The organism is Rhizobium sp. Root1203 (genome assembly GCF_001424945.1).
GTDB lineage: Bacteria > Pseudomonadota > Alphaproteobacteria > Rhizobiales > Rhizobiaceae > Rhizobium.
Map to the genome: position 1 here is coordinate 130,552 of NZ_LMCW01000034.1, position 26,930 is coordinate 157,481.

At 62.0% G+C, this 26,930-nt stretch carries 21 protein-coding genes; 6 read left to right on the forward strand and 15 right to left on the reverse strand.

The genetic code is table 11. The features are described from left to right. The first annotated feature begins 32 nt into the window (after window positions 1–32). Window positions 33–1,100, forward strand: coding sequence for a Gfo/Idh/MocA family protein (locus ASC97_RS24945; RefSeq protein WP_057471014.1), 1,068 nt, complete (start codon window positions 33–35; stop codon window positions 1,098–1,100). A gap of 3 nt (window positions 1,101–1,103) precedes the next feature. Continuing rightward, window positions 1,104–1,937: a shikimate dehydrogenase family protein gene (locus ASC97_RS24950; RefSeq protein ID WP_057471015.1), complete on the forward strand. Its 834-nt coding sequence runs from the start codon at window positions 1,104–1,106 to the stop codon at window positions 1,935–1,937. A 40-nt stretch (window positions 1,938–1,977) separates the two neighbouring features. Here ASC97_RS24950 and cobM read toward each other — a convergent pair whose 3' ends face one another. Both cobM and ASC97_RS24960 read right to left on the reverse strand, forming a co-directional pair. Then, on the reverse strand, window positions 1,978–2,736 hold the full coding sequence (gene cobM, locus ASC97_RS24955; RefSeq protein WP_057471016.1) for a precorrin-4 C(11)-methyltransferase: 759 nt from the start codon (window positions 2,734–2,736) through the stop codon (window positions 1,978–1,980). Between the two features lie 10 nt (window positions 2,737–2,746). Then, window positions 2,747–3,979: a bifunctional cobalt-precorrin-7 (C(5))-methyltransferase/cobalt-precorrin-6B (C(15))-methyltransferase gene (locus tag ASC97_RS24960; RefSeq protein ID WP_057471017.1), complete on the reverse strand. Its 1,233-nt coding sequence runs from the start codon at window positions 3,977–3,979 to the stop codon at window positions 2,747–2,749. Between ASC97_RS24960 and ASC97_RS24965 the strand changes: the two genes are divergently transcribed. Continuing rightward, entirely contained in the window at window positions 3,978–4,748 is a 771-nt protein-coding gene (locus ASC97_RS24965) for a cobalt-precorrin-6A reductase (protein WP_057471018.1), read from the forward strand. The two genes, ASC97_RS24960 and ASC97_RS24965, sit on opposite strands and share 2 nt — an antisense overlap. On the opposite strand, the gene ASC97_RS24970 is transcribed toward ASC97_RS24965, so the two are convergent. The 5 genes from ASC97_RS24970 to cobF form a co-directional block, all read right to left on the reverse strand. Further along, the gene (locus tag ASC97_RS24970; protein ID WP_057471019.1) at window positions 4,712–5,476 is read right to left on the reverse strand and encodes a precorrin-3B C(17)-methyltransferase; all 765 of its coding nucleotides are present in this window, start codon (window positions 5,474–5,476) and stop codon (window positions 4,712–4,714) included. The genes ASC97_RS24965 and ASC97_RS24970 overlap by 37 nt on opposite strands. After that, entirely contained in the window at window positions 5,473–6,204 is a 732-nt protein-coding gene (locus tag ASC97_RS24975; RefSeq protein ID WP_057471020.1) for a precorrin-2 C(20)-methyltransferase, read from the reverse strand. The genes ASC97_RS24970 and ASC97_RS24975 overlap by 4 nt, the downstream gene beginning before the upstream one ends. Further along, window positions 6,201–6,833, reverse strand: a complete 633-nt coding sequence (locus ASC97_RS24980; RefSeq protein WP_057471021.1) for a precorrin-8X methylmutase — start codon at window positions 6,831–6,833, stop codon at window positions 6,201–6,203. Before ASC97_RS24980 ends, ASC97_RS24975 begins: the two co-directional genes overlap by 4 nt. Window positions 6,834–6,835: 2 nt before the next feature. Continuing rightward, entirely contained in the window at window positions 6,836–8,197 is a 1,362-nt protein-coding gene (cobG, locus tag ASC97_RS24985) for a precorrin-3B synthase (protein ID WP_057471022.1), read from the reverse strand. 65 nt (window positions 8,198–8,262) lie between these two features. Further along, entirely contained in the window at window positions 8,263–9,030 is a 768-nt protein-coding gene (cobF, locus tag ASC97_RS24990; protein WP_057471023.1) for a precorrin-6A synthase (deacetylating), read from the reverse strand. Between the two features lie 197 nt (window positions 9,031–9,227). Between cobF and repA the strand changes: the two genes are divergently transcribed. Genes repA through ASC97_RS25005 form a run of 3 tightly spaced genes read left to right on the forward strand, consistent with a single transcriptional unit; the run spans window position 9,228 to window position 12,537 of the window. Next, complete coding sequence (gene repA, locus ASC97_RS24995; protein WP_057471024.1) at window positions 9,228–10,424, forward strand: plasmid partitioning protein RepA; 1,197 nt, start codon at window positions 9,228–9,230, stop codon at window positions 10,422–10,424. Then, window positions 10,421–11,404 (forward strand): plasmid partitioning protein RepB, encoded by a 984-nt coding sequence (gene repB, locus ASC97_RS25000; RefSeq protein ID WP_057471025.1) that lies wholly within the window; start codon window positions 10,421–10,423, stop codon window positions 11,402–11,404. The genes repA and repB overlap by 4 nt, the downstream gene beginning before the upstream one ends. An 8-nt stretch (window positions 11,405–11,412) precedes the next feature. Further along, on the forward strand, window positions 11,413–12,537 hold the full coding sequence (locus ASC97_RS25005) for an RHE_PE00001 family protein (protein WP_057471026.1): 1,125 nt from the start codon (window positions 11,413–11,415) through the stop codon (window positions 12,535–12,537). A gap of 133 nt (window positions 12,538–12,670) precedes the next feature. Here ASC97_RS25005 and ASC97_RS25010 read toward each other — a convergent pair whose 3' ends face one another. The 8 genes from ASC97_RS25010 to ASC97_RS25045 form a co-directional block, all read right to left on the reverse strand. Beyond that, a complete protein-coding gene (locus tag ASC97_RS25010) occupies window positions 12,671–13,381 on the reverse strand; it encodes a Bax inhibitor-1/YccA family protein (RefSeq protein ID WP_057471027.1) in 711 nt (236 codons plus the stop codon). A 19-nt stretch (window positions 13,382–13,400) separates the two neighbouring features. Continuing rightward, entirely contained in the window at window positions 13,401–14,168 is a 768-nt protein-coding gene (locus ASC97_RS25015) for an anti-sigma factor family protein (protein ID WP_057471028.1), read from the reverse strand. Beyond that, complete coding sequence (locus ASC97_RS25020; RefSeq protein WP_057471029.1) at window positions 14,155–14,694, reverse strand: sigma-70 family RNA polymerase sigma factor; 540 nt, start codon at window positions 14,692–14,694, stop codon at window positions 14,155–14,157. The genes ASC97_RS25015 and ASC97_RS25020 overlap by 14 nt, the downstream gene beginning before the upstream one ends. 149 nt (window positions 14,695–14,843) lie before the next feature. Continuing rightward, on the reverse strand, window positions 14,844–15,239 hold the full coding sequence (gene cueR, locus ASC97_RS25025) for a Cu(I)-responsive transcriptional regulator (protein WP_057471030.1): 396 nt from the start codon (window positions 15,237–15,239) through the stop codon (window positions 14,844–14,846). Between the two features lie 9 nt (window positions 15,240–15,248). After that, the gene (locus ASC97_RS25030; protein ID WP_057471031.1) at window positions 15,249–17,741 is read right to left on the reverse strand and encodes a heavy metal translocating P-type ATPase; all 2,493 of its coding nucleotides are present in this window, start codon (window positions 17,739–17,741) and stop codon (window positions 15,249–15,251) included. Between the two features lie 159 nt (window positions 17,742–17,900). Continuing rightward, window positions 17,901–19,100: an amidohydrolase family protein gene (locus ASC97_RS25035; RefSeq protein WP_057471032.1), complete on the reverse strand. Its 1,200-nt coding sequence runs from the start codon at window positions 19,098–19,100 to the stop codon at window positions 17,901–17,903. A 27-nt stretch (window positions 19,101–19,127) separates the two neighbouring features. Beyond that, window positions 19,128–21,209 carry a penicillin-binding protein 1C gene (pbpC, locus tag ASC97_RS25040; protein WP_057471033.1) on the reverse strand — a complete coding sequence of 694 codons (2,082 nt, stop codon included), beginning with the start codon at window positions 21,207–21,209 and terminating at the stop codon, window positions 19,128–19,130. Further along, window positions 21,206–26,680, reverse strand: coding sequence for an alpha-2-macroglobulin family protein (locus ASC97_RS25045; protein WP_057471034.1), 5,475 nt, complete (start codon window positions 26,678–26,680; stop codon window positions 21,206–21,208). The genes pbpC and ASC97_RS25045 overlap by 4 nt, the downstream gene beginning before the upstream one ends. Window positions 26,681–26,930: the final 250 nt, after the last annotated feature.

Sequence of the window (26,930 nt, forward strand, 5' to 3'; positions counted from 1 at the left end):
GCCGCATTCTTCGCAAATCTCGGGAGCCGGCCATGAAGCCGCTAGCGATTGCAGTCATGGGAGCCGGCCTCATTGGGAAACGCCATGCCGAGCGAATTATGTCGGAGCCCGGAACTGTCCTATCGGCTGTTATTGACCCATCCCCTGCCGGGCGCGACTTCGCAGAGAGTGTCGGCGTCCGGTGGAGCCGGAGCTTCGCAGACATCAGTCCCGAGGACAGGCCGGACGGGATCATCGTCGCAACGCCGAACCAGCTGCATGTCGAGAACGGCATGGAGGTCATAGCCGCGGGCATTCCTGTTCTCGTCGAGAAGCCTATCGCCGACGATGTCGATGCGGCAGCAATACTCGTTGCAGCCTGCGAAAAGGCGGGAGTACCGCTTCTGGTCGGTCATCACAGGCGATACAATCCGATGATCCAGACGGCCAAGGAGATCGTCGCCAGCGGACGACTGGGCCGGATCGTTACAATGCACGGCACTTTCTGGGTTGCCAAGCCCGCCGCGTATTTCGAAACTCCTTGGCGGCGGGAGGCGGGTGCCGGCCCGATCTTCGTGAACCTGATCCACGATGTCGACCTCTTCCGATATCTCTTCGGCGAAATCGAAGCCGTCTCCGCCATGGAATCGCACTCCGTCAGACTTCATCCTGTCGAGGATACCGCCGTCGTCGCGCTGCGCTTTGCAAGCGGCGTCCTCGGGACGATCGGCGTGAGTGACGCCGTGGCCGCGCCATGGAGCTGGGAGATGACGGCGGGCGAGAACCCGGCTTTTCCCCGTCAGGATCAATCCTGCTACCAGGTCGGCGGCACGCAGGCTTCCCTTGACATCCCGCATCTGACGCTCTGGAGAAATCCTTCCGCCCCCGATTGGATGCAGCCACTTGTCCGTGAGCGCATTCCGTTCGTCCCGGCCGATCCCCTGCAGGTTCAGCTCCGCCACTTCTGCGATGTCATTCGCGGCGACGCCACGCCCCTTGTGAGCGGACGCGAGGGGCTCGCTTCCCTCAAGGTCATCGAAGCGATCAAGACATCGGCGCGCTCAGGCCAGACCGTCCATCTCTCCCACGTTCGGAGCGCTTCCGACCATCAGAAAGTCTAGAACATGATTACCGGGACAACCAAGCTCATCGCTCACCTCGGCTATCCCACGGAGGCATTCAAGGCGCCGCTGATTTACAATCCGTACTTCGAGAAAAACGGAATTGATGCAGTTGTGGTGCCGATGGGCTGCAGACCGGAAGACTATTCAGCGTTTCTGAAGCTTCTTTTCCGCCTCTCCAACATCCACGGCGCTCTTATCACGATGCCGCACAAAATCTCGACCATGGGGTTGCTGGACGAAGCGTCGACGAACGCCAAGGTCGCTGGCTCATGCAATGCCGTTCGCCTCGGTGCGGATGGACGGCTGATCGGTGACATGTTCGATGGCGAGGGTTTTGTCCGGGGCGTGCTGCGCAAAGGCACACAGGTTGCGGGCGCACGCGCGCTCGTCGTCGGTGCCGGTGGCGTCGGCTCGGCAATCGCTGCCTCACTGGCCCAGGCAGGTGTTGAACGTCTCGCAATCTTCGACGCCGTCGAGACGACAACGATGGCGCTGCTTGGCCGACTGACGAAGTACTACCCGCACCTGGCGGTAACGAGCGGCTCTGCCGATCCCGCAGGCTTTGACATCGTCGTCAACGCAACGCCCCTTGGAATGCGGCGGGGTGACCCGCTACCGATCGATGTTGACCGCATTTCGCCGTCGACCTTCGTCGGCGAAGTCGTGATGACAAAGGACATGACACCTTTTCTCGAGGCGGTTCGCGCACGCGGCTGTGCCTTTCAGGTCGGGACGGACATGTTGTTCGAACAGATCCCGGCCTATCTCGAATTCTTCGAATTCCCGACGACGACGGCTGTCAATCTGCGCGCCATCGCCAAACTTGGTCGGTGAGACGCTGCGGAAGCGGTAGCCAAATGTCCGGAGAAAGTCCCTAGACCCTTCCCCTGAACCGTCGCTGATAGGCGGGATCGTAGAGCGAACTCTCGCGGAAGTCGCTGGTTGCGAGCGAAGGCCCGACGAAGATGATTGCAGTGCGCTCGATCGGTTCGTTGATAAGCTTGGCCTCGATATCCGCAAGCGTGCCGCGCACGATCCGCTCGTCGGGCCAGGAGGCCTTGGCGACGATCGCCACCGGGCATTCCGCGCCGTAGAGCGGCGTGAGCTCGTCGACGACCTGTTTCAATGCGTGGATGGCAAGATGGATGGCGAGGGTTGAGCCGGTCGAGCCGAATTTCGCCAGCGTTTCGCCACCTGGCATCGGTGACGCGCGACCGGAAACGCGGGTCAGCACGAGGCTCTGCGCAACCGTCGGGATCGTCAGCTCGCGCCCAAGTGCGGAGGCCGCGGCGGCAAACGCGGGAACACCCGGCGTCATCGTGTAGTCAATGCCATGCCTTTCAAGGCGGCGGATCTGCTCGGCAACCGCGCTCCATACGGAAAGATCGCCCGAATGCAGTCGTGCGACGTCCTCGCGGGCGTTTGAGGCGCTGACGTATTCCTGCTCAATCTCGTCAAGCGACATCGGCGCCGTATCGACGATGCGGGCGCCCTGTGGGCAATACCTCAGCAGTTCCGGCGACACGATCGAGCCGGCATAGAGGCAGACCGGACAGCGCTCGATGAGAGCGCGGCCACGCACGGTAATGAGGTCTGCAGCCCCCGGGCCGGCTCCTATGAAATGCACAGTCATGTCTTCACCTTCAGTTCTTGGTCCAGCGCCATTGGGTCACGGGCATCGCGGGCCGCCACCCGGTCATGCCGCCGATGGGTGTGGCCTGACCAATCTCGATTCGCCTCAGCGACCCTCCGAGTTCATCATAAACGGCGATCAACTTTGCCTCCATCTCCAGGGTCACGGCGTTTGCGACAAGTCGCCCTCCCCTTTTCAGGCCCGAGATTAAGGCGCTGAGCACACCGCCTTCGCTGCCGCCACCACCGATGAAGATGGCGTCGGGCTCTGGGAGAGCACCGAGCACATTGGGCGCGATTCCTTCGACAACCGCCAGCCCCGGCACGCCGAAAGCCATCGCGTTGCGCGCAATGCGCAGCGCCCTGTCGGCCGATTGCTCGATTGCGATTGCGCGCATGGAAGGATCGCAGAGCATCCATTCAATGCCGATGGAGCCGGATCCCGCGCCAATGTCCCAGAGGAGTTCTCCATGGCGGGGTGCGAGCGCCGAGAGCGTTATCGCGCGGATGTCCTGCTTGGTGATCTGGCCGTCGTGCTCAAACAGAGCATCGTCAAGGCCGGTGGTGAAAGGCAGCGTTCTCGCTCCCTCCCCGGCAATGACCGTGATTGCGCATAGGTTCAGCGGATCGACGTCCGTCAGCCGGAAGCCGTCGGCTCGGCAGTGTCTCAACCGTTCGCCCTCGCCACCGAGCGCCTCAAGGACCGACAGCTGCGACTGGCCGAAGCCCGTCGCGCTCAACAGTGCTGCAAGTTGACCTGGCGTATCGGCATCCGACGTCAGGGCGACGATGCGCCGACCGTGATGGAGATGCGGACGAACGAGATCGAGCGGTCGACCGTGAAGCGATAGGCATGTCGTCTCCTGCAGCGGCCAGCCTAGCCGCGAGGCGGCAAGACTGAACGAGGACGGCGCCGGAATGGTCCGCATCTCGGAGGGGTCCACTCGTCGGGACAATGTGGCTCCGACGCCATAAAGGAACGGGTCGCCCGAGGCGAGCACGACGACGGGCGAACCCCGGCGAGACATGATCGCCTCGATCGAATGTTCAAAGGGACTGTCCCAGGCCCGGCATTCGCCGGCGATGAGATCGGCCACCAGCGCGTGATGCCGGGCACCGCCAAACACGACAGGCGCGGCGGCGATCAGTCGCTTTGCCTCCTCGCCGAGCCCGTCTGGACCATTCTCGCCGATGCCGATAATAGTCAGCCAGGGTTTTTCGGAGGCGCAAGAGATATCAGGCATGGGCAAGATCCGCATTCTGATGCTCGGCGGCACCACCGAGGCAACCGCCACGGCGCAGGTGCTGACCGGCCACGAACGATACGACGTCGTGATATCGCTGGCTGGACGCACGGCCAAACCGTCCGTTCAGCCTGTTCCGACGAGAATTGGTGGTTTTGGCGGAGCGGAGGGCCTTGCGGCGTTCCTGCGCGATGGCGGATTCAATCTGTTGATCGATGCCACGCATCCCTTCGCCGCCAGAATTTCCCAAAATGCAAGCAAGGCAGTCGCGACGGTTGGCATCCCCGCCTTTGCCCTTCGTCGCGCTGCGTGGACTGTGGAACCCGGAGACAACTGGACGCATGTCGCCAACGTTCCCGAAGCGATCTCGGCGCTCGGCTCCGCCCCGCGTCGGGTGTTCCTGGCAATCGGGCGGCAGGAGGCTTACCACGCGCAGGCTGCCCCGCAGCACTTCTATCTCGCTCGCAGCATCGACCCCGTCGAGCCGCCGATCGTCTTGCCTGACGTGTGCTTTATCCTCGACCGCGGCCCCTTCGACATTGAAAGCGAGACCCGATTGCTTGCAACCCATCGCATCGACGCCGTCATTGCGAAGAATAGCGGCGGCTCCGCGACCTACGCCAAGATCGCGGCGGCGCGGCACGGCGGCATCGAGGTGCTGATGATAGCGCGGGCACCAGCTCCCTCGATGCGGACGGTCACGACTGCCGAGGCGGCGGTAGCGGAGATAGATCACCTGTTTCCTCCCGACATGAAACGCGGCGTATAGACAAGATCGCCCTTTTCGCCACGGACGACGACCCGCGTTTCCGCCGAACCGATGATCACGCAGGTGGCCATATCCGCAATCGCGGCATCGGCCTGCGCAAGAGGCTGGACCGTGATCCGCTCGTCCGGACGTCCGGCAGCGCGTCCGAAAATAACGGGCGTGGCATGTGGAAGATGGGCGCGCAGTACCTCGAACGCCTTGCCCAGCTGCCACGGTCGGGCCTTGCTGATCGGATTATAGAGAGCGATCACAAATCCGGCGCTCGCCGCGCCTTCAAGACGCTTTTCTATTATATTCCAGGGCTTCAGATTGTCTGACAGTGATATTGCACAAAAATCGTGGCCAAGCGGCGCCCCGGTACGGGCTGCCACCGCGAGCATCGCCGTGATGCCAGGCAGGACAACCAGGTCAATGTCACGCCACTCGACGGGTCCGCTGTCTATCGCCTCGCAAACGGCTGCAGCCATGGCGAAAACACCGGGATCTCCACCAGAAACGACACAGACGATCGCTCCTGAGGCCGCCGCCCGCAACGCGGCGCCGGCGCGGTCGAGCTCCTCTCTGTTCTCGGATGCCTGCCGCCGCTGATCATCTCTCAATGTCAGCCGGTTTAGATACGGCCCATACCCAAAGAATTCCGTGGCCTGGGAGACTGCGCTCAGTGCTTCCGGCGTCATCTGGTCCGGATTGCCCGGACCCGTTCCAATCACGAACAGCGTACCGGTCATCGACTGCTCTCCCAACCCGGGACGAGCACAAGCGAGAAATAGGGCGCCTCGACATCCGGCCTGTCGGCAAGCTTCACCATGGTAGCATTGGCCATCGTACCACGTTCCACATAGACCGCCTCGCAAAGGCGCCCGGATGCCTCCAGCGCGCGGCGAATTTTCGGCAGATTGCGCCCGACCTTCATGATGACGGCGGCCTGGGTGTCGGACAGCCGACGTTGCAACTCGGCCTCTGCCATCGTGCCGGGAAGCACCGACAAGACGTCGTCGCCTTGAACGATCGGTATGCCCGCGACCGACCAGCATCCCGACATGGCGGTTATGCCAGGAATGACCTCGGTCGGGTAGCGATGGGCCAGCCGGACATGCAGGTGCATGTAGGAGCCGTAAAACAGCGGGTCGCCTTCGCTGAGCACGACGACTGTTCGGCCGGTCTCCAGGTAAGTCGCCACCGCATCTGACGACTGGTCGTAAAATGCGGTGATCTGGCTTCGGTATTCGTCTTCGGTCTTTTCGATCTCCGTCGTAACGGGATAATAAAGTGGCAGTAGCGTGGTGTCGCCGGTCAGCAGGTGCTCGACGATAGCCTTGCCGTTGCCGCCCCTGCCCCGCTTGGCGAAATAGGCGACAACATCGGCGGATGCGATTGCCTTGACGGCTTTGACGGTGAGGAGTTCAGGGTCACCTGGCCCCGTCCCGACCCCGATAAGACGGCCGCTGCTGGTCATAGGCCCGGCCTTGCAATGGCGTTCACGGCCGCTGCCGTCATCGCGCTGCCGCCGAGGCGGCCGCGCACGATCGCAAACGGCACGCCATAGGAGTTTTCCGCCAGCGCGTCCTTGGATTCAGCCGCGCCGACGAAGCCGACCGGCATCCCGATGATCGCGGCCGGTTTGGGCGCACCGTCGCGAAGAAGTTCCAACAGATGGAACAGAGCCGTCGGCGCGTTGCCGATCGCAATGACGCTGCCGGCCAATCGATCCAACCAGAGATGAATCGCGGCCGCAGAGCGGGTGTTGCCGGTCTGCTTGGCCAGGTTTGGCGTACGAAGATCATGGAGAGTGCACAGCACCTCGTTCTTCGCCGGCAATCTTGTCCGGGTGATCCCGTGAGCAACCATTTCCGCGTCGCAGAAGATTGGCGCACCGTGTTGCAAAGCGGAGCGTGCGGCACCGACGACGTGCGGAGAAAATTCGAAATGCTCTGCCGCCTCGACAAGACCACATGCATGGATCATGCGCACCGCGACCTCGGCCTCCTCGACAGTGAACCGAGACAGGTCGGCCTCGCTGCGGATGATCGCAAAGGAGCGTTCGTAAATGGCGTCACCGCTGTGAATGTAATCGTATTCTGGCATTCCTATCCCTGTCGCAGCGCTCTTGTGGCGTGGCATTTGCCGAGCCGTCTAAGGCAGGCGGCAGCCGATTCGCCAGCGTTTCCCTCGTCCTTGATGAGGCAAGCGAGCTTCTCTATAGCGGATTCGATGTCGCCGCCAGTAATCTGTGCATCAGGCGCATCCGAGGCCCGCCCATCGAAAATGAGATCGTAACCATCGGCTGTGCCAACGATGGTAAGCGCCTGTCGCGAATGCGCGCAACCCTTTGAACAACCCGACAGATGGACGGTCAAGGTCCCGTCCAGCAGCGCGGGTGAGCCGGCTACGATCGTTTCCGCCAGGGTCTTGGTGGCGTAGTGACCGGATGCGCAAGCCCCTGCCCCGGAGCAGGCGGCAATGTGATCGGAGGGCTCGTAAAGGTCGGCTGACAATCCATGCTGCGGAGCCAACTTTTGCACCGATGTGGCATCGAGCGGCGTCAGCCCGGTGATGAACAAGCAGCGCCCCGGAGCAGGCCGTATGTCCCGAACGCCGAGGCTTTCGATCGCGTTCAGAAAGCCTGCGATCTCCCTTGCGCGCATCTGCCCAAATCGCGGTTTCAGTCCGACGGTAATGGTGCCGTCAGGGGCGGCGTGAACCCCGACTGGGGCGGCTTGTCCGCCCGGCGGGCAGGCCGTTGGCAAGGCGTCCATGCGAGGTGTGGAGGGCCGCCAAACGCTTGCGATATCGCGACAGCGCTTGTACCGCCCCATCGATATGAGCAACCGCAGAACGTCGCCGACCGCATGTACGGCTTGATCTGCTGTGCCCTGCGCGATCGGGCGGGCGCTGCGCCCGTCTCCGGCGATTGCGACCACCCATATCCCTGGCGCGAGAGCCACAAGACGGATATCGGCGCTGATCGCGGCAAGACCAAAAACGCCGCCGCCATCGACAATAATCGACAGTTTCGGCGCAAGCGCGGCCGATCGCAGAAGCTCTGCCAGTTGTATCCGGATGAGCTGTTCCATCGCGACCGTGTCCACGACCTCATCGGCGAAAATCCCATGCAGTGGCGGCAGCTCGATCACGGGCCCTGCCGGAACAGAAATGCCGGCCGCATCGATTTCGGATGCCATCGGATCGACCGTGTCGGCGGCCAGTCCACGGATCTGGACACTGCCACGGGCGCTGAGCTCCAGGATGCCGTTTCCGTATTGCTGCGCGGCCTGGGTGAGCTGCCTGAGCTGATGAAGCGTGAAGGTGCCGCCCGCCGGTCGGAGGCGCGCGAGCAGTCCGTCGCCGGTCTGCATGGGCCTGTCCAATGTGGGGCAGGCGCCGCGCCGCGCCGACGGCAAACTCTGTGCGTCGATTGCTTGCTCTGCTGTCAGTTCGCCGTGCGCCATGTCCGCCAATTCCTTCGACGATCTCCTTATATGATCGAAACATTGAGAGCAAAATGATCCGGCAATCAAAGATCGTCGAAGTCGCGTCCTTTGCGCAGCAGGTAGATGTCCATGATCCAGCCATGACGGGCCCTGGCTTCCGCTCGCATCCTGACAATATCCGCAGCGACATCGCCCAACCTTCCAGAGGTCACGATTTCGTCCTTCGTTCCGAGATAGGCTCCCCAGAAGATTTCAGCATCGGGATCCTCGATCTTCGAAAACGCCTGCTCACCGTCCAGCATCACGATCGTGCTGTCCGCACGATTGCCGTTTTCAACGAGTCGACGGCCCGTCGTGATCTCCAGCGGTTTCCCGACGAGATTGACAGGAATGCGATGACTGGCGGCGAGCGCCTGAATGCTGGTGATGCCTGGGACGACCGTGTACTCGAACTTCTCGGCACCGATCCGCCTGGCGCGCTCGATTATGCGGAGCGTGCTGTCATAGAGGCTTGGATCCCCCCAGACGAGAACTGCCCCGGTACCGTCCCCGGGAAGCCCGTTGATCAAACGCACGTAGGTCTGCGCGAGCGCGGCATGCCATTCGTCGACGCTTTCGACATATGACCGTTCGGCCGTCGCGCGCGTTGGAACGGCAAATTCGGCAATCGCCGTGCGCGGGTTGGTCAGGTAGCGCCCGCAGATATCGCGACGGACCGAAGCAAGACCTTCCTTGTCCTTCCCCTTCGTCGGCACGAAGATTACATCGGCGGCATTCATGCTGTTGATAGCCTGGACGGTGACGTGCTCCGGATTTCCAGTTCCGATGCCGATGATATGGATGTGGCGCACGACTGCTCCTCTGGTCGGTTGAGCTCGTTTTGCAGCAGTCAGCCGGTCTCCGCAAGGTCTCTCGCCCAAGTTGGCCGCGGCCAACTTGGGCGAGGCCGGCCGGCGCTGTCATTGCCGCGAATCGCGAATCGTGCCATCCTCGATACGCTTTTCAGCGAAGAATCGACCAAAAAGCGCATTTCTGGAGATCGGTTGTTTTGGACAACATTAGCGTATCGACGACGGATATCCGAATCGAGCGACATGCCCACCAACTTTCGCGGCAGTTGAAGCTTCTGCGCGAAAAGCTGTTTCCGCCGCTGTCGCAAAAGACGCTGCGGACCTTCACCTCGGGCGAAGCGGCACAGATGATCGGCGTATCGGACGGCTACCTGCGGCAGCTCTCCCTTGACGGAAAAGGGCCGCAGCCAGATGTGACGGCAAGTGGGCGGCGATCATACACGCTCGGGCAGATCAACGCGCTTCGCCTGCATATGGCGACGATAAAGCCGAAGGATGCGCTGTCCTATCTTCCGCGTCGCCGGCCAGGCGAGAAACTCCAGACTGTGGCTGTGACCAACTTCAAGGGCGGCTCGGCGAAGACGACGACCTCGCTCTATCTTGCGCAATACCTGGCGCTCAGCGGATATCGCGTCCTGGCGATCGATCTCGATCCGCAGGCGTCCCTGTCATCCATGCTTGGTGTTCAGCCGGAATTCGATCTCGGCGACGGCGATACTCTTTATGGCGCGATCCGCTACGACGAGAGCCGCCGGTCGCTGAAGGACATCGTGCGCAAGACCTATTTTGACGGGTTGGACCTCGTCCCCGGCAATCTTGAACTTATGGAGTTCGAACATGAGACGCCTCGCGCGCTCAGCGACCGCCATCGAACGGGGGAGGTGTTCTTTCGCCGCCTCGGTGTGGCAATCTCCGAAGTGGAAGCCGACTACGACGTCGTCGTCATCGATTGCCCGCCACAGCTGGGCTATCTCACCCTGGGCGCGGTATGCGCGGCAACCTCGCTTCTGATCACGATCCATCCACAGATGGTTGATGTCGCCTCCATGTCGCAGTTCCTGCTGATGACGTCTGACCTTCTTTCCGTGGTGCGCAAGGCCGGCGGCGACCTGCAGCACGACTTCATAAAATATGTGGTGACCCGCCATGAGCCCTTCGATGCGCCCCAGTCCCAGATCGTTGCGTTGCTGCGAAGCCTTTTCGCCGATGACGTGCTGACGGCGACTATCCTCAAATCAACGGCGATTGCGGATGCGGGGCTGACCAAACAATCTCTCTATGAAATCGAACGAGGTCAGGTGCGTCGGTCGACCTACGACCGGGCGCTGGAATCGGTCAATGCGGCAAACAGTGAAGTGCTTGCGGAAATCCATAAGGCGTGGGGTCGGAAATGAGCAGACGCGATCGGCTGAAGGGACTTTTTGACGACACTGCGCAGGAGTTGGCCGCGGCCAACCTGGAGGATCAGTCCCCTGTACGAGGACCGGCAGGGCCCGTGCGCTCGATGGCACTGACGCTTGGCCGCATGGAGGAAGACAGCAAGGCAATGCAGGAGGCGCTCCTCTCGGGTGAGCGCATTGTCGAGCTGGACCCATCTTTGATCGACGTCTCCTTCATCCGCGATCGGCTTGGCGACCTGCCGGTCGATACGGATGACGAACTGGTGCGGTCGATCGCCGAGAACGGGCAGGAAGTGCCCATTCTGGTCCGCCCGCATCCGAAGGACGTAACTCGCTATCAGGTTGCTTATGGCCATCGTCGCCTGCAGGCAATCCGGCTGCTGGGCGGCAAGGTGCAGGCAGTCGTCCGCAAGCTCGACGACACGGATGTCGTGATCGCTCAGGGGATCGAGAACTCTGCAAGGCGAGACCTTTCCTATATCGAACGGGCTGTTTTCGCCTTCAATCTTGAATGCAGAGGGTTCGATCGGCCGGTGATCATGAAGGCATTGTCGACCGACAAGACAGAACTTTCCAAGTTGATCTCCGTTGCAAAAACAGTGCCGATCGAGGTCATCGGGGCTATCGGCGCAGCCCCGGGCACGGGACGGCGCAAGTGGCTGGCGCTTTCGCAGGGCTGGAGTGCGGCAGCAACGGCCAGGGTTCAGACGCTGATCCGCTCGAAGGCTTTCGGAGGCCTTGAAAGCGATCGCCGCTTCGAACTGGTGGTCGCCGAACTTGCCAGGAAGCCGGAAAAGCCTGATGCCGTTGAATATGATTGGACCCCCTCACTGGATGGCAGGATCAAGGGCCGCGTCAGGAAGCTGCGAAATGCATTTACGCTCGCATTGAAGTTGGAGGATGCGCCGGAGTTCGGTGAATATCTCTCCGAGAGGCTCGACGCGCTCTACGAAGCCTATCGAGCAGACAAATAGACTTAACGATGGCATATGACATTGACCCCTCCCTGCTGAAGAATTTATTGCCTGGCCTTGTTCACGCCGAGGACGGGCTGGCGAGGCTGGATGAGAGAGCGCAACGCTCCTCGGTCGGTGAGGGTTTCGCCGAACGCGGTCATTTCTTCGATGCCGTTGGCGCCATGTGGGTCGCAGGCGAGCTTGTGCACCTCGAAGACCTCGTTCTCCACGATGCGCATATGGATGCGCGGGCGCCGAGCCATGAGCTGACCATCGCACACGGGATCCTGCGCGCGCGGAGACGAATATGGATGAGTGCGCCGGCCTGGGCGCTCAGCAGTGCAGGCCTCGCGGTCCTCGCCGGAATCGGAGGCGAGGAGGAGCGGGCTCCCGAAAGCAAGAGTGCCGCGCCGGTTGTCGAGGAAGACGGCGAGGGGTTGGACGAGCCCCTGTCTGCCGAACTGGCAGAGATTGACGCCGTGCTGGAGCGCTCCCAGCGCTTGCTGGACAGCCATTTGGGCAGGCCAGCAGCGGGCGCTGTGACACGGCCGGTGATGGAAGCCCGTACTGACGATCCTCTCGGCCTCTTTGACGACGAGGAGTGGGACGAAAAAGAGCGGCTGCGCGAATGGCGAAACCTTATCGTCGTCGCAGACGAACTGCCGCCGACGGTTGGAGCGGCACTGCTCTTCGAAGCATGGGAGAAAATCGAGCCGTTGCGACGCCAGCACTGGCTTGGCGGCCTGCTTGTTGCAAGCTACCTGCGGGCGCGCGGCAAGGTCACGTCACACCTGTTTTCGTTCTACGCGGGTCTGAAGACCATTCGTCACGAACGGCGGCGATCCCGAGACCGATCTGTGCGCCTGCAGTCTTTTCTTGAAGCCATGGCGGAGAGCGCCGGCCTTGGTCTGAGGGAGATGGACCGCCTTCTCCTTGCCCAGACACAGATGGAGATGCGTTTCAAGGATCGGCGTTCCAACAGCAGCCTGCCGGAACTCGCGAGCTTCGTGCTGTCGCGTCCGATGGTCTCCTCGACCATGGTGGCCCGCGAACTGCGGGTCAGCAGCCGGGGTGCTCTCAATTTGCTCAACGATATCGGTATCCGCGAAATCACCGGGCGAGGACGCTACCGCGCCTGGGGCATCATCTGAACTGCAGACAAAAAGAAAAGTGGCCGGGCATGACCCGGCCACTTCCCTTTGGTGAACACCCGATCCACGCATCCTGTCACAGAGTGCGGACCGGGCGCTCGAGCGCTTCCATTGCCCCCAGAAGCGCTTGTTCCTATTCCCGCTCGCCCGTGAAGTTGAGCAGCAGCTGGAAGATGTTGACGAAGTTCAGGTAGAGCGACAGCGCGCCGAAGACGGCAAGCTTCTGGTTCGATTCCTGGTCGTAATTTTCCCCGTACTGTTCCTTGATGTTCTGCGTGTCGTAGGCAGTCAAACCGACGAAGACGAGAATGCCGATGACGGAAATCGCAAACTGCAGTGCACTTGAGCCGAGGAAGATGTTGACCACGCTGGCGATCACGACACCGATGAGGCCCATCATCAGGAATGAGCCCATGCGCGAAAGATCGCGCTTCGTCACATAGCCGTAAAGGCTCGTCGTGCCGAACATCGTTGCGGCGATGAAAAACGTGCGCGCAATGCTCGTGCCGGTGAAAACCAGGAAGACAGAAGCGAGGGACAGTCCCATGACGGCGCAGAACGCCCAGAACATCGTCTGAGCCGCACTTGCCGACATCGTCTGAATCTTGAACGAGAAGAAAAAGACGAAGGCGAGCGGCGCCAGCATGACCACCCACTTCAGCGGGGACTGGAAGATCGGCACGTAGAGGGCCGGCGTGCTGCCGACGACGAATGCGACAATACCTGTTATGACAAGGCCTATGCCCATGTAGTTGTAGACGCGCAGCATGTGCTGGCGAAGACCCTCGTCAAAGAGTGCCTGCGAGCCAACGGCAGAGCCGTAGCGCTGATTGATCGGGTTCATACAGATCTCCTCGATTGAACTAGTAAAGGGTACGGGCGAGCTGGTCGGCTGCTCGGTCCAGGGGGATGGTGCGGTCGGCGGTCACAAGCGCGTAGGCCACATCGCCGATCTGCCAATAGGCAGCCTCGGCATTGTCCAAAGCGATATGCTTTACCGACTGAACGGAAAACGCGCCCGGCCGGACGGCAAACAGAGAAATCTGTTTCGAGTCTTCGGTGCGGATTGCCATTTCGACGCTAGGGCCGAACTCCGAGGGGAAAATCTGTACATCGGAGATCGTCCAGTCCTTCGGAATCTGCGGCATCACGATGGCCGTTGCAGCGCGGATATCCTCCGCCTTGTAGCTTGCAACGACCTGTGACGGCACGGATTGCCGCAGGATTGCGGTATGATACGCCCGAACAGCATCCTCTACATAGGCCGGGGCAGGGACGGAGGCCGCGACCTCCGTTGCGGTAAATGCGCCGAACGACGTATGCGCCACCCATCCAGCCGCAACGAGAACTCCAACGGCGGCGATCCGCTGGACCGTCTGAAATATGCGACCGTAAGCGAGACCGCGCTCAAGACGCCGCGCGGCGTCGCGCGTCTCCGCACGGCCAAACGTGCTATCGTTCGCCAACGCCAGGCGCAGCTCGCCCCGGATGCTGAGATCAGCCATCACCTTGGCCGCGGTCGCCGGGTTCTCCGACAGGTAGGATTCGACCTGGATGCGGCGCGCAACGTCGAGTTCGCCGTCCACATAGGCGTCGAGATCGGCGTCGATGATCGGATCAACTGTGTTCATTGCCGCCCCCTTCGATCAATCTCAAATGCGAGCTACGTGGTGTCTTTTCTTCGAACTCGCGCAACTGCGCACGTGCACGCGAAATCCGCGACATCAATGTGCCGAGCGGAATACCGAGCGCAGCGGCGGCCTCCTGATAGGAGAGATCCTCGATCGCCACGAGATGAAGCGCCTCGCGCTGCTCTTCCGGAAGGCGGAAGAAGGCGCCGCGCACCTGCTGCAATCGCACGGCATGCTCCTGGCCGGCCGGAAGAGACTGATCGGCCTCGGCTGCCGCTTCATCGTGCCGCCGCGTCAGCGATCGGCTCTGCCGGACGCGGTCAATGTGAGCGTTGTGTAAAATGGAGAGGAGCCATGTGCGCAGGTTGCGTCCATGACGGAAGCTCTGTTTCTTTTCGAATGCCCGAACCAGGGCATCATGGACCAGATCCTCGGCGTCATCCGAATTGCGCACAAGCGAGCGGGCGTAGCGCCGAAGCGCTGCGAGCTGGCCAATGACATCGAATGGGCGTTCTTTCCGTTCCATGAATGAGTATACGAACCTGCGCGCGGTTTTATTCCCGGGAAACTGAAAAAATCGCACTTTCGCGCATGTCGGGACGCGAGCATGGTTCGCCTCGCAAATTCACCTGCCGGGCGTCCGGAATCATGGATCCCCCGCTTGCGGCAAGCGTGCTAGGCGTCACGTTCACCCGACAGCTCGCCCAGGATCGGGCAATCCGGGCGTTCGTTGCCATGGCAGGCGTGAACGAGATGCTCAAGGGTTCGGCGCAATTCCGTCAACTCGCGGATCTTGCGGTCAATTTCCGAGAGCTTGGTCTGCGTGATTTCCTTGACGTCGGCGCTTGCGCGGCTCTTGTCTTCGTACAGCGCCAGCAACTGCCGACACTCCTCGACCGAAAAACCAAGGCCGCGGGACCTCTGGAGAAATCGTAGCTTGTGAACGTCCGTCATCGCGTAGTCGCGATAGCCGTTTCCGCCCCGGTCGGGACGGATCAGGCCGATGTCCTCATAATAGCGGATGGTTTTCGACGGCAGGCCGGAGCGTTCCGATGCTTCACCGATATTCATCATCGTCTCCTATAGCCTGGCGAACCTAAGTCTCAGTGCATTGCTGATGACCGATACGGATGACAGGCTCATAGCGGCGGCCGCGATCATCGGCGACAGCAGCAGCCCGAAGACCGGATAGAGCACGCCTGCGGCAAGCGGTACGCCGAGCGCATTGTAGCCGAACGCGAAGCCGAGGTTCTGGCGAATGTTGCGCATCGTTGCTTCCGCAAGCCCCCGCGCCCGCACAATGCCGTTGAGGTCGCCTTTCACCAGGGTGATCCCCGCGCTTTCCATCGCAACGTCAGCGCCCGTGCCCATGGCGATCCCGACATCGGCAGCAGCAAGCGCCGGCGCATCGTTGACGCCGTCGCCTGCCATGGCGATTACCGCGCCCGTGGAACGAAGTCCATCGATCAGCGCCTTCTTACCTTCGGGCAGGATATCGGCACGAACGTCATCGATCCCGAGGCTCCTTGCAACGGCACGCGCAGTCCGCTCGTTGTCGCCCGTCGCCATGATGATCCTCAAGCCGCGATCGTGGAGCGCCTTGATGGCAGCGGCCGTCGTCGGCTTGATCCGGTCGGCAACTGCCACGAAGCCGGCAAGTTCGGCGTCCGCCGCAACGAACATCACGGTCTTGCCCTCATCCCGCAGCGACTGAAGCCGGGCGGAAAGCGGTGCGACGTCGATGCCGAGATCCTCCATCATCGCGGCATTTCCGAGTGCGATCGTTGCATCTGCGACCCTGCCAAAGACACCCTTGCCGGTTCTGGCCTCGAACGCGCTGACGTCGGTCAGCGCGACGCCGCGTTCCCTGGCGCCCGAAAGGATGGCTTCGGCAAGCGGGTGCTCGGATCCGCGCTCGAGGCTGGCGGCCAGCCTCAGGAGCTGCTCTTCGTCCAGCCGGCCGAGCGTCACGACATCGGTCAGCCTCGGCTTACCTTCTGTGAGTGTGCCCGTCTTGTCGACGATCAGGGTGTCGACCTTGGCGAAACGCTCAAGCGCCTCGGCATCCTTGATCAACACGCCCTCATGAGCGCCGCGGCCCGTGGCGATCATGATCGACATCGGCGTTGCAAGGCCCAGCGCGCATGGGCAGGCGATGATCAGGACGGCGACGGCGGCAAGAAGCGCATGCGCCATGCGTGGCTCAGGGCCGACAAAAGCCCAGACGACGAACGCGAGCAGGGCGGCGGCCACGACGGCGGGAACGAAGACCGCCGAAACGCGATCCACCGCACCTTGTATGGGCGCCCGCGAACGTTGGGCCTTGGCGACCATGTCGACGATGCGCGACAAAGTCGTTTCTACGCCAACCTTTTCGGCAGTCATGATAAGCATGCCGTTCTTGTTGATGGTCCCTCCGGTGACACCGTCGCCCGTTTCCTTTTCGACTGGCATCGCCTCGCCGGTAATCATGGATTCATCGACAGTGGATTCCCCTTCGATGATCGATCCGTCGACGGGGATACGTTCACCGGGGCGCACGCGAAGGCGGTCTCCGACTGCAATGTCATCGACCGGAACGTCGGTTTCCGCGCCGTCCGCCCCAAGCCGTCTCGCCGTCTTTGGCGCAAGGTCGAGAAGGGCGCGGATGGCGGAGCCTGTCTTCTCGCGTGCTTTCAGCTCGAGCACCTGGCCGACGAAGACGAGCGCGACGATGACCGCAGCCGCCTCGAAATAGACCGGAACGGCGTCGCCATGACCGCGGAACGTATGCGGAAAGAGGCCCGGAGCGAGTGTCGCCACCACACTATAGAGGTATGCGGTGCCGACGCCGAGGCCGATCAATGACCACATGTTCGGGCTGCGGTTGACGAGCGATGCCCATGCGCGGCGGAAGAAGGGAAGGGCGGCCCAGACGACCACGGGCGTGGCAAGAAGCAGCTCAATAAAGGACGACAGCCGTTCACCGATCAGGTCGCGCAACGGCAATCCGACCATCGGTGCCATGCTGATGAACAGCAGCGGGATCGACAACGCAGCGCTGACCCACAGCCGGTGCGTGAAGTCGACAAGTTCGGGGTTCGGGCCTTCGTCCGCAGGCGGAATGCCCATCGGTTCCAGCGCCATGCCGCACTTCGGGCAATCGCCCGGGCGATCGCTGACCACGTCCGGATGCATCGGGCAGGTGTAGAGAGTGCCCTCAGGCATTGCCTTTGCAACCGGCCTGCTTCCGTCGCGATAGACCGCAGGATCCGTTTCGAACTTCGTCTTGCATCCGGCCGAGCAGAAATAGAACTTTTCGCCCTTGAATTTCAGGAAATGCTCTGCAGTGGCGCGATCAACGTTCATGCCGCAGACCGGGTCTATCCCCGTCAGGTATTCCTCGGGTGCCGCCTCGAACTTATTCCGGCACCCGTCGGAGCAGAACCGATAGTTCCGGCCCCCATGGTCGAGCGAGGGCTTGCCCCCAGTCGGATCGACGGTCATGCCACAGACCGGATCGCGCACCAGACCTTCATCAGCCTCGTCACGGTGATGATCTTGGTGATCGTGATGGCAGTGGGTGTGATCCATAAGATTCTCCTTCGCCCACGGGGGCGGTGGATAGGCTTATGAACCTTCCAGCGACTGGAAGGTCAAGAAGAAAATGATCCTCTGGCGGAATTGTTGGTCGCGGGTACCGCCGGGCAGGCGAGACGTCGCCGTAGGCTGCCCTTGTAGACGTCAAAGCCCTCAGATGAGATTTCCGTCTCTCGCCACGAGTTTGCCGCCCTTATAGACGGAACGCTGCTTTGGAAGCTCGACTACCGCGTGCGGAATGTGTTCGGCCTCGAGCACGACGAAATCGGCTTTTGCGCCTTCGACAAGGCCGTAGCCCTCAATCCCCAGTGCCTTGGCCCCTGCGGCTGTCACGACGTCGAACGCGGCCTCCAGTTCTTCATCCGTATAGAATCCGGAACGATAGCCGATCATCATCGCCCGGCTCAACATGTCGCCATCGCCATACGGCCACCAGGAATCGCGGATATTGTCGCTGCCGGAGAACACCGTAACCCCAGCCGATCGGAGGAGCACGACCGGTGGAAAACTGTGTGCACCGGGTGCATTGGTCATGATGGATACGCCCGAGCCCGCAAGTTTCTCCGCTGTCCGTTTCGCCATATCGGCTGACACGTCACCAAGCCCGTAGGCATGACTGACGGCGACGCGCCCCTGCATGCCGAGCGCCGACGCCCGGTCGCATATCTGCTCGATGGTGAAGACCCCGAGCGTACCCGCGTCGTGCAGATGAATGTCGACCCCCACGCCGCGCCGCTCAGCGATACCGAAGACAACGTTCAAGTGACCCTCCACGTCGCGGTCGAAGCTTGCCGGATCGAGGCCGCCGACGAGATCGGCACCGAGACCGATCGCTGCGTCCATCAGGTCAGCCGTGCCTGGGCTTTTCAGGATACCGCTTTGCGGGAAGGCAACGAGCTGAATATCGATCAGATTGCGATATTCCTCGCGGACCTTGAGGATAGTCTCGAGCGACGTCAGCCCGACCGAGGCATCGACCATCACATGGCTGCGCATGATCGTGGCCCCATGTGCGATGCAAAGCTCCAGCTGCTTGCGCGCGCGGACGTCCATCGGCTCGGCGATCGCCATGTTCTGGCGCTGAAACGCGACCCGCTCGTGCACGTCGAAACCGTTGGTGCAAGGCTTGTGCGAAATCCATTTGCCGCCGTAAAAACTCGTATCGAGGTGGATGTGACCTTCTACGAAGCCAGGCAGCAGCAGCGCGCCGGCGAGGTCTATGATCTCCTGCCCATCCCCTGCATCGTTTCCGCCAGTGCTGATCGCGGTGATGCGTCCACCGGACATCGTGACGTTCCGGAGCTTTCCATCAGGGAATTTCGCGCGTGTGAAGAGGGTCTGGCTGAAGGTCAACGTCTTGCTCCGATTTTTCTATTGCTATCAGTCGACGAAAACGCCGACGCTCGCGGCCCGGCCCATGGCATCGATGACGGTGAGCTTGGAGTAGCCGCCTCCGTCCGGCACCCATTGATTGGTTCGGCGGCGAGAGAGATCCGGTAGCGGCTTGCCGTTGGCAAGCCAGCGAAACGGCGCCCGCCCGCCTTGCAGCTTCAGCATCAGCGGCGACAGATCGCCCCTCTTGGCACCGAGGTCAACGTGTGCGCCCTCGGGCGGATAGACGATCTGAGGTGCTGCCTCACGGCCGGACGTCGCGAGAAGCCCGCTTGGATTGATCGCGAACCGGCGTTGGCTGATCGGCAGTTGTGCCTGGGCGATCCGCATTGCGCCCGATGGAGGACGGGGAAGGGGTGTCGTCGCAATACCCGACTTCGCGAATCCTTCGAACAGAATGGGGGCGGCCGTGCCGTAACCGGTCAAACCCGGTGCAGCTCCGTTGTCGGGACGACCGACCCAGACGCCGAGAACATAGCGCCCGTCATATCCGACGGACCAGGCGTCGCGGTAGCCGTAGCTCGTGCCCGTCTTGTAGGCGATGCCGCGCTGCGGGGCTCCCGCCGGCGCAACGACGCCCGACAGGATATCGGCAACGTTCCAGACTGCGACGGCATCGAGCAGCGCTTCGCCATCGATCTTGCCGGGCTGACTGTTGATTCCGTCACCGATCCTGACCGCGTGGCCGCGATTGGCCAGCGCCGTATAGAGCTGCACCAGATCCTTGAGCGTGATGCCGAGGCCGCCAAGGCCGATGGCCAAGCCGGGCGTCTCGTTCGGTGGCAGAACGGGGTGCACGTCCGCGCGCCGGAAACGGATCAGAAGCTTCGCCGGGTTGACGGCGTCGAGCAGCTTGACGGCAGGAACGTTGAGCGACAGCTGCAGGGCCTCTCGCACCGTGACATCGCCCTGATAGCTCATGTCGAAGTTGCGCGGCCGGTAACCGAAGAAATCGGCAGGGCGATCCTCGATGATCGTTTCCTGGCTGACCAGCCCCTCTTCGAAGGCAAGGCCGTAAATGAATGGCTTAAGCGTGGAGCCCGGTGAGCGGTTGACGCGCGTCATATCGATCCAGCCCGACCGGCTGGCGTCGAAATAGTCGGCTGAACCGACTTCCCCGACAATCTCGCCGGTCTGCGCATCCGCCATGACCATCGCAAGGGAGAGCTTCGGTCCAAGCCTGAGGGCCGCAGCGCGCGCAACAGATTCGAGCCCGTCCTGTACCTGCTTCTTCAGGGTCGTGCGATGCTGCGAGACAGCTGGCTCCTTGCGCAACGCGGCTTCCGCAACATGGGCGGCGAGCGCGGGAAGCTGCATGCGCCTTTCCTGGACCGGCACCGCCTCGGCGCGTTCCGCCTCGCCGTCTCCCACGACGTCGACAACCGCGACCCGCTCCAGTACGCGCTTGCGGGCCGCTTCCGCCGACGTGAGATTGCGGTCGGGGCGGCGCCGTTCGGGCAGTTGCGGAAGGGCTACCAGAAGGGCAGCCTGTGCCACGGTCAGGCGCCTCGGCTCCTTGCCGAAATAGGCGAGGCTCGCAGCCCGCACCCCTTCGAGATTGCCGCCATACGGCGCGTGGGTGAGGTACAGATCGAGAATCTGCTGCTTGGAAAGCCTTCGCTCGATCTGGATGGCGCGCACAACCTGCAGCAGTTTGGCAGACAGCGAGCGGCCCTGACGCGGCTCGATCAGTCGTGCCACTTGCATCGAAAGAGTGGACGCACCTGAAACGATGCGACCGTTGGTGAGGAGCTGGACGGCTGCCCGCCCAATTGCCCAGGGGTCGACGCCGCCATGCTCGTAGAAGCGGCGATCTTCATAGGCGACGAGGATCCGCAGAAACTGAGGATCGACATCGGCGACGCTTGTCTTCAGCCGCCACCGACCTTCCGGCGTCGCAAAGGCGCGCAGCAGCTTGCCGTCTGCGTCCAGCACTTCAGAGGAGACCGTATCGGCCTTGTCGAGTGGCGGCGGGAAAGCCCTGTCCGCCGCGTCGAGCGCAACGAGCGCTGCGCCGGTCAGGACGACGCCGCTCGCAGCACCAATCGCAAGTTTCCGGCTCAGTCTCATGGCTGCGCTGCAACGACCTCCATCTTGCCGGTCGCCGTGCGTGCCGACAGCTGCGGACGATACATGTCCTCGACGCTCGCAGCAGGATGATCGTAGATGCCGGGCGTCACGGCGCGAACGACATAGGCGACGTTGATCTCGCGGTTGTCGTCTGCCGAACGGTTGAATGCCGCCACGAACCGATCGTTGCGAAATTCCGTGTGGGCGGCCGTGATATCGCCGATCCAGTCGAAGTTGGTCAGCTGCGCGCTGTCGACGAGGCTCGGATTGTCGATCTGGAAGCCCGCCGGCAACAGGTCCGTAACGACGATGCGTGACGGCCAGTTGTTGCTCTCTGCCACGTGCACCACGACCACGTAGCGTTCGTTCTGCTTGGCTTCGGTCACGTTCGCCTGTTCGCCATCCAGTGTGTAGTAGGTCCGATCGATGGCAAAGCCGTCACCACCGGCCGGCAGCGGGACAGCCGGGGCGGCAACAGTCGTCACGACGGCCGATACCGGATCGCCCGTCCGGTTGGCAAGCGTCAGCGGATTGCCCATCAGGGCGTCGCCCGACATTGTCGCCATATAGGCACCGCTGTGGAGCGCACCGTTGACGTCGATCTTGAGCGAATCGTCGCCGCCCTGGATCGCCCGCGCGGCAAGCAGCATCCATGCCTGTTCCTGCGTGCTGGTGTACTTGGCTCGATCCCACTCCTTGGCGACTGCCTTCGCGAGTTCCGGCACCACGGGGGGTACGGGACGGCTTTCTGCTGCAAGCGCGAGAATGGCCGCGCCGTCCCGGAGAACCGAGCCGTAGTCGGTGCGAGACAGGTTGACCCTCGTGACCATCGACTGCTCCGACATCTGCAGAGCGTCGACGAAGATATTCTTCGAGCGTGTCGCGTCACCGTAGAGCGCAAGGGCCGCGGCGATATGGGCCTTGGCAAGCGGGGTGGGGAAGTCGTTGATCATCGTATCGGCGTAATAGCGCAGATCGCTGATCGCGGCCTTCTTGTTGCGCGCAAGAACGTAAAGTGCGTAGGCGATCTGGTCGCCCTGATCCTTGACGTTGACATCGTAGCTGAGGGCATTCTGAAGATTTTCGAGTGCCTGCGCGAGCGCACGGTCGGGCACGTCGTACTTCTGCTCGCGGGCCCGCGTCAGAAAGTCGGAAACGTAGGAATCGAGCCAGAGGTCGCCGCTGTCCGGGGCCCAGAGACCGAAGCTGCCAGCGGATGCCTGATAGGAGAGCACGCGATAGATTGCATCCTGAACCCGCTTTTTCACATCCGCATCGTCTTCCAGGCCGGATTGCTTGGCGAGTTCGCTGAGATAGAGCAGGGGCAGAGCCCGGCTCGTCGTCTGCTCCGCGCAACCGAACGGATAACGGTCGAGCGACATCAAGAGCGCCGGAATGTCGAACGCGGCAGACCTGGTGACGCTGACGCTCACGGATGCACCCGGCAAGACGCTGTCTGCGAGCAGTGCCTTGTCGACCGTCAGCGTGGCGCCCGGCTTCAGCGCCAGCACGCGACGCTCGGTCACCGGCAGGACCGCGGGCCGAACGGGCACATCCACGGTCTGGTCCAGCGAGAGCCCGGCCGCGTCGGAAAGATTGATCGAAACGCTGCCGTTGCCTGGTTGCCCGCCGGTGACCGCGAGCGTCAAGGCCGACTTGGCCCCTTCCTCAAGACGGATCGTCTGGGAGCCGTTGGTGACCGCAATGGCATCATTGCCTGTGACCGCAAGCTTGTAGTCGCCTGCCGGCGCGTCCGTGTTGGCGATATCGAGACGAAGTTCCGATGTGTCTCCCGGCGCCAGAAAGCGCGGAAGGCTGGCAGTGACGACAACGGGATCGCGGATGATCACATCGCTGGTCGCCTGGCCGACGCCCGACTTCGACCATGCCACCGCCATGACGCGCGCGGTGCCGTTGAACTGCGGGATGTCGAAGCTCACATGCGCTTTCCCCTCGGCGTCCAGTTTCACCGGACCGGAGAAAAATGCGACGAGTTTCTGTGTGGGAGGGCTGCCTTGTAGCGCGACTGCGCCGCCGTCGCCACCGGTTCTGAGCTTGCCGGCCGCACCCAGCGAGCCGTCGATGAGGCGGCCGTAGAGATCGCGGATTTCAAGGCCGAGCTGACGCTGCCCGAAATACCAGTCCCCCGGATTCGGAGGCTCGTAGCGGGTCAGATTGAGAATGCCGACATCGACAGCGGCAACCGTCACATAGGCGTCCTCGTTGGTACCGGCGCCTGCAACAGCAAGAGTGATGGGCAGCGGTCCGCGCGGCAGCATCTTTTCAGGCGCGCCGATTTTGACCTGCAGCGCGCGGTCGGCCGGATCGACCTTCAGCCATTTGACGCCGATCGCGCGCATCGGCATGTGGCTGTCCTGGGCATTGCCCGGGCGAAACAGGGTCGCCGTGACGTAAGCGCCGGCACCCCAGTCCGCGGTGACCGGGATATCCACCTCGCCGCCCTTGTCTCCGATCGCAGCATTCTGGACGGCAACGAGTGTCTCCGTGCCCGCCACGATCATTAGTTCGCCGGCATATCGCGACGAAACCTTCAGCTTCGCCGTCTCACCCACCTTGTAGCTTTCCTTGTCGAGCGCGATCTCCAGCCCGTCGGGCGTTTCCGTCGACGTTGCCTGGACGAACCAGCCGGCATCGAATTCGACGCTCGACGTCGGGCCGTCGGCCTCGGTGCTTTCGACCTCCAGCCGGTAGCGACCCCATCCGACGGGCGAAGAGATCTTGCCTCCGTCCATGCTCAAGTCGACATTGCCGTTCGCAACCTGCTCTGCAGTGTAGACCGGCTCGTATTTCCACGCTGTCCCGTCGCGATACCATTGGTAATCGCGGTTGAGTTTGTAGAGCTTCCAGCGAAGCCCTTTCATCTCTTCCTTCTGACCGTCTGCGCTGACGCCGATGGCTGTGAACTTGGCGATCGAGTTTTCGCCGAGATCGCCGGCAAACTCTGGCTTGATTCCAATCATCGGTCCCTGGTTCTTCACCGGAATGACCAGCGAACGCTCGATGGCACGGCCGCCTGTTTCCTGCATCCTGATATAGACAGTGGCGTTGAGAAGCTGCGTCGTCGCCGGCAGATCGCCGACTGTCAGGTCGGTGACGCCCTCACCGTTCTCGTCGAGTTCCGGCAGTCCTTCGATCGACTGGCGCGAATCCTCGCTTGCCTCTTCATCGGCAAGACCGAAGAAATATCCCGGAAAGGCCTCGCTCTGGCGCGTTGGCTTGATGACCACGTCGCCTTCAAGGGTCAGGCCGGCGGCTGGCGCACCGTAGAGATATTTCCCGCTGATATTGACCGTCGCCGGTGTCTCAGGGCCGATGACTTTGGCCTCGGTCTTGAGTTCCATATCAGTACGATCCGGCACAAAATCGTCGACGAGGAAGCTCTTCGTCGCGATCGGAGAGCTCTTCGGATCGGTATGGACGTTCATCGTCCAGGTGCCGCGCATCGCATTGGCCTGAACGTCGAAATCGAACGCGTAGCCGCCGATGTTACTGGTCTGCCGCACGATCCGACGATCCTCGACGCCGTCCGGACGCAGGAAGATGAAGGTGAGCGGAAGGTTGTCAATCGCATTGCCATCGGTGTCGCGGGCAAGGGCGGCTGCATGAACCGTCTCGCCCGCGCGGTATATGCCACGCTCGGTCCAGGTCAGAACGTCGATTGCTCCAGGCGAGCTGCGGCCGGTAACGCCGCGGTCCGAAAGGTCGAAGCCGGCGCGGGTCATGTCGAGGAAGACGTAGTCGGACGCCCCGTTCCTTGCCGTGATCACGGCCGGCGTCAGCGCCGAGGTGCCGCGGATCAGCCCCGCCGTGAAGGTCGCGCGGCCGTCTTCGTCCGTCGTGGCCGTTCCAAGCACCTCATTGTTCTTTGCCAGCAGCTGAAGCTCTACGCCGGCCATCGGCTTGGCCGAAGCCAGCGAACGCGCAAACACGTTGAGGCCATCCGTACCGGCGTAGGTCGTGACGCCGATGTCCGACACGACGAACCATTGGGTTGCCTGGGCGTTCCAATCCTGATCCGGCGCGTTCGGTGCGGTTGCCGTCAGCACATAAACGCCGGGCTTTCGCTCCGGCAGCGCCTCGTCCACCGGGAAGCTGGTGACCACATCCTTGTTCAGGTCGTTGGCGATATCGATCGTGCCCTGCCAGACCAGCTCGCCGCTGTCATCCTCGATGCGTTGCGCACTGTAGCCGTCGAGCTGGGTGAGAAACTGCGAGCTCGTCAGCAACGGGGCGATACCCCGATCGCCAATGCGGTAAAGCTTGAGATTGGATGACGCCATATTGACGGAAACGATCGGAATTCCACGCCTGGCCGTCGACGGCAGGACAAAGCTGTCGCCGGTGAAACGCACGCTCGCAGTGCGATCCTTGACATAAATATCGAGGCTAACCGGAGCTTCCAGAACTTCATCGACGGAAGAAGGCAGGCCGGTGCGGAAGGCTATCTTGTAGTTTTCCCCGTGCGTCAGGCCCTCGACGCAGATCTGCTTGTCCTTGGTTTCAAGGGCTTTTGGAGCGGCACCGTTGAGGGTCACGAACGGCGTGTAGTCGGTCGTCTTGACGAGCGAATCGGAGAACGTGACACAGGCACGGGGCGTTGCGCTGTCAGCGTCGACCGTATGCTCCGTAATGCGAAAACCCTGCGTGGATTTCAGCTGGAGGAAAGCGGCCTGGACTTCCCTGTAGTTCACAAGTGCGAGGCTTGCCTTGTAGGAATTGAGGGCCGCACGATAGTTCGTATTCTTCTCAAGGGCAGCCGCAAGCACTGCGAGCGCGTCGGCGCGACTGGTCGCAGTTCGGGTTAGATCGTAGCCATTGAGCGCAGCAAGCACGGCCTGAGCGTAGATGTCACTGCCGCTGTTGGCGTCGGTTTTGACAAAGCTGTCGCCCGCGCGCGCCGTTTCCAGCCACAGGTCGGCACTCTCCGGCGTCAGCGCCAGTGCGCTGCGGAACGATTTCAACGCATCGACAACATTGCCGGCAGTCAGATCGATACGCGCGTTGGCAATGAGGCTGTCGGCACTCTGGCCCTGCTGGTCCTCGGCAACTTCGAGGTTCGCCTTGTCGTCGCGCGCCTGCTGGAGGACATCGCCTGAGAGGAACGCAACACGCGGGGCGGCGCCGATATCCGGCTCCTGCTCCTTCGCGGTCGAAATAATTTTACCAGCAATCGCGCCGGGGAAAGCGTTCATCGTCTTGAAATCGGACTTCAGAAAACACCATTTTGCGGTCGGATTGTAGGTGAATGCCTTGCAGACCTTGTCGCCGATGCAGCTCGCCTTGCACTGCTCCAGCGTCACGTTTTGCTCGGTGCGCAGATCGAAGCCGAAATAATCGGCATCCCGTACGGTCTGGATCTCCCGTTTCGTCTCTGCTGCGTGAGCCGCAACCCCTGCAAACAAGGTCGAAAGAGTAACGGCGACAGCCGCGAAAAACACGCGTGCAGACATAGTGCCCCCCAAGATGCTGGCGCTGGATCACGTCACTCTCCGGTCTCCCGTTCCGCTTGTCAACTCGGCGCATGAGCTGCGCGGCAACTAACCCTGTTCCTTATCGGAACGCCAGGAAACAACCTCGTGACAGGTACCGCATCACCTGGAGGCAATCCGTTGACGTTAAACATTTTTTAATGTTAACAACACCTTACGTCGAAACAAATCTGCATCGCGGTGGAACATATCTGCTACGGACCCGTTATGT

Bases quoted from the DNA above. Each gene is read 5' to 3' on its own strand.
- ASC97_RS24945 (WP_057471014.1), top strand. From the start codon at position 33: ATGAAGCCGCTAGCGATTGCAGTCATGGGAGCCGGCCTCATTGGGAAA.
- ASC97_RS24950 (WP_057471015.1), top strand. From the start codon at position 1,104: ATGATTACCGGGACAACCAAGCTCATCGCTCACCTCGGCTATCCCACG.
- cobM (WP_057471016.1), bottom strand. From the start codon at position 2,736: ATGACTGTGCATTTCATAGGAGCCGGCCCGGGGGCTGCAGACCTCATT.
- ASC97_RS24965 (WP_057471018.1), top strand. From the start codon at position 3,978: ATGGGCAAGATCCGCATTCTGATGCTCGGCGGCACCACCGAGGCAACC.
- ASC97_RS24960 (WP_057471017.1), bottom strand. From the start codon at position 3,979: ATGCCTGATATCTCTTGCGCCTCCGAAAAACCCTGGCTGACTATTATC.
- ASC97_RS24970 (WP_057471019.1), bottom strand. From the start codon at position 5,476: ATGACCGGTACGCTGTTCGTGATTGGAACGGGTCCGGGCAATCCGGAC.
- ASC97_RS24975 (WP_057471020.1), bottom strand. From the start codon at position 6,204: ATGACCAGCAGCGGCCGTCTTATCGGGGTCGGGACGGGGCCAGGTGAC.
- ASC97_RS24980 (WP_057471021.1), bottom strand. From the start codon at position 6,833: ATGCCAGAATACGATTACATTCACAGCGGTGACGCCATTTACGAACGC.
- cobG (WP_057471022.1), bottom strand. From the start codon at position 8,197: ATGGCGCACGGCGAACTGACAGCAGAGCAAGCAATCGACGCACAGAGT.
- repB (WP_057471025.1), top strand. From the start codon at position 10,421: ATGAGCAGACGCGATCGGCTGAAGGGACTTTTTGACGACACTGCGCAG.
- ASC97_RS25005 (WP_057471026.1), top strand. From the start codon at position 11,413: ATGGCATATGACATTGACCCCTCCCTGCTGAAGAATTTATTGCCTGGC.
- ASC97_RS25010 (WP_057471027.1), bottom strand. From the start codon at position 13,381: ATGAACCCGATCAATCAGCGCTACGGCTCTGCCGTTGGCTCGCAGGCA.
- ASC97_RS25015 (WP_057471028.1), bottom strand. From the start codon at position 14,168: ATGAACACAGTTGATCCGATCATCGACGCCGATCTCGACGCCTATGTG.
- ASC97_RS25020 (WP_057471029.1), bottom strand. From the start codon at position 14,694: ATGGAACGGAAAGAACGCCCATTCGATGTCATTGGCCAGCTCGCAGCG.
- cueR (WP_057471030.1), bottom strand. From the start codon at position 15,239: ATGAATATCGGTGAAGCATCGGAACGCTCCGGCCTGCCGTCGAAAACC.
- ASC97_RS25030 (WP_057471031.1), bottom strand. From the start codon at position 17,741: ATGGATCACACCCACTGCCATCACGATCACCAAGATCATCACCGTGAC.
- pbpC (WP_057471033.1), bottom strand. From the start codon at position 21,209: ATGAGACTGAGCCGGAAACTTGCGATTGGTGCTGCGAGCGGCGTCGTC.
- ASC97_RS25045 (WP_057471034.1), bottom strand. From the start codon at position 26,680: ATGTCTGCACGCGTGTTTTTCGCGGCTGTCGCCGTTACTCTTTCGACC.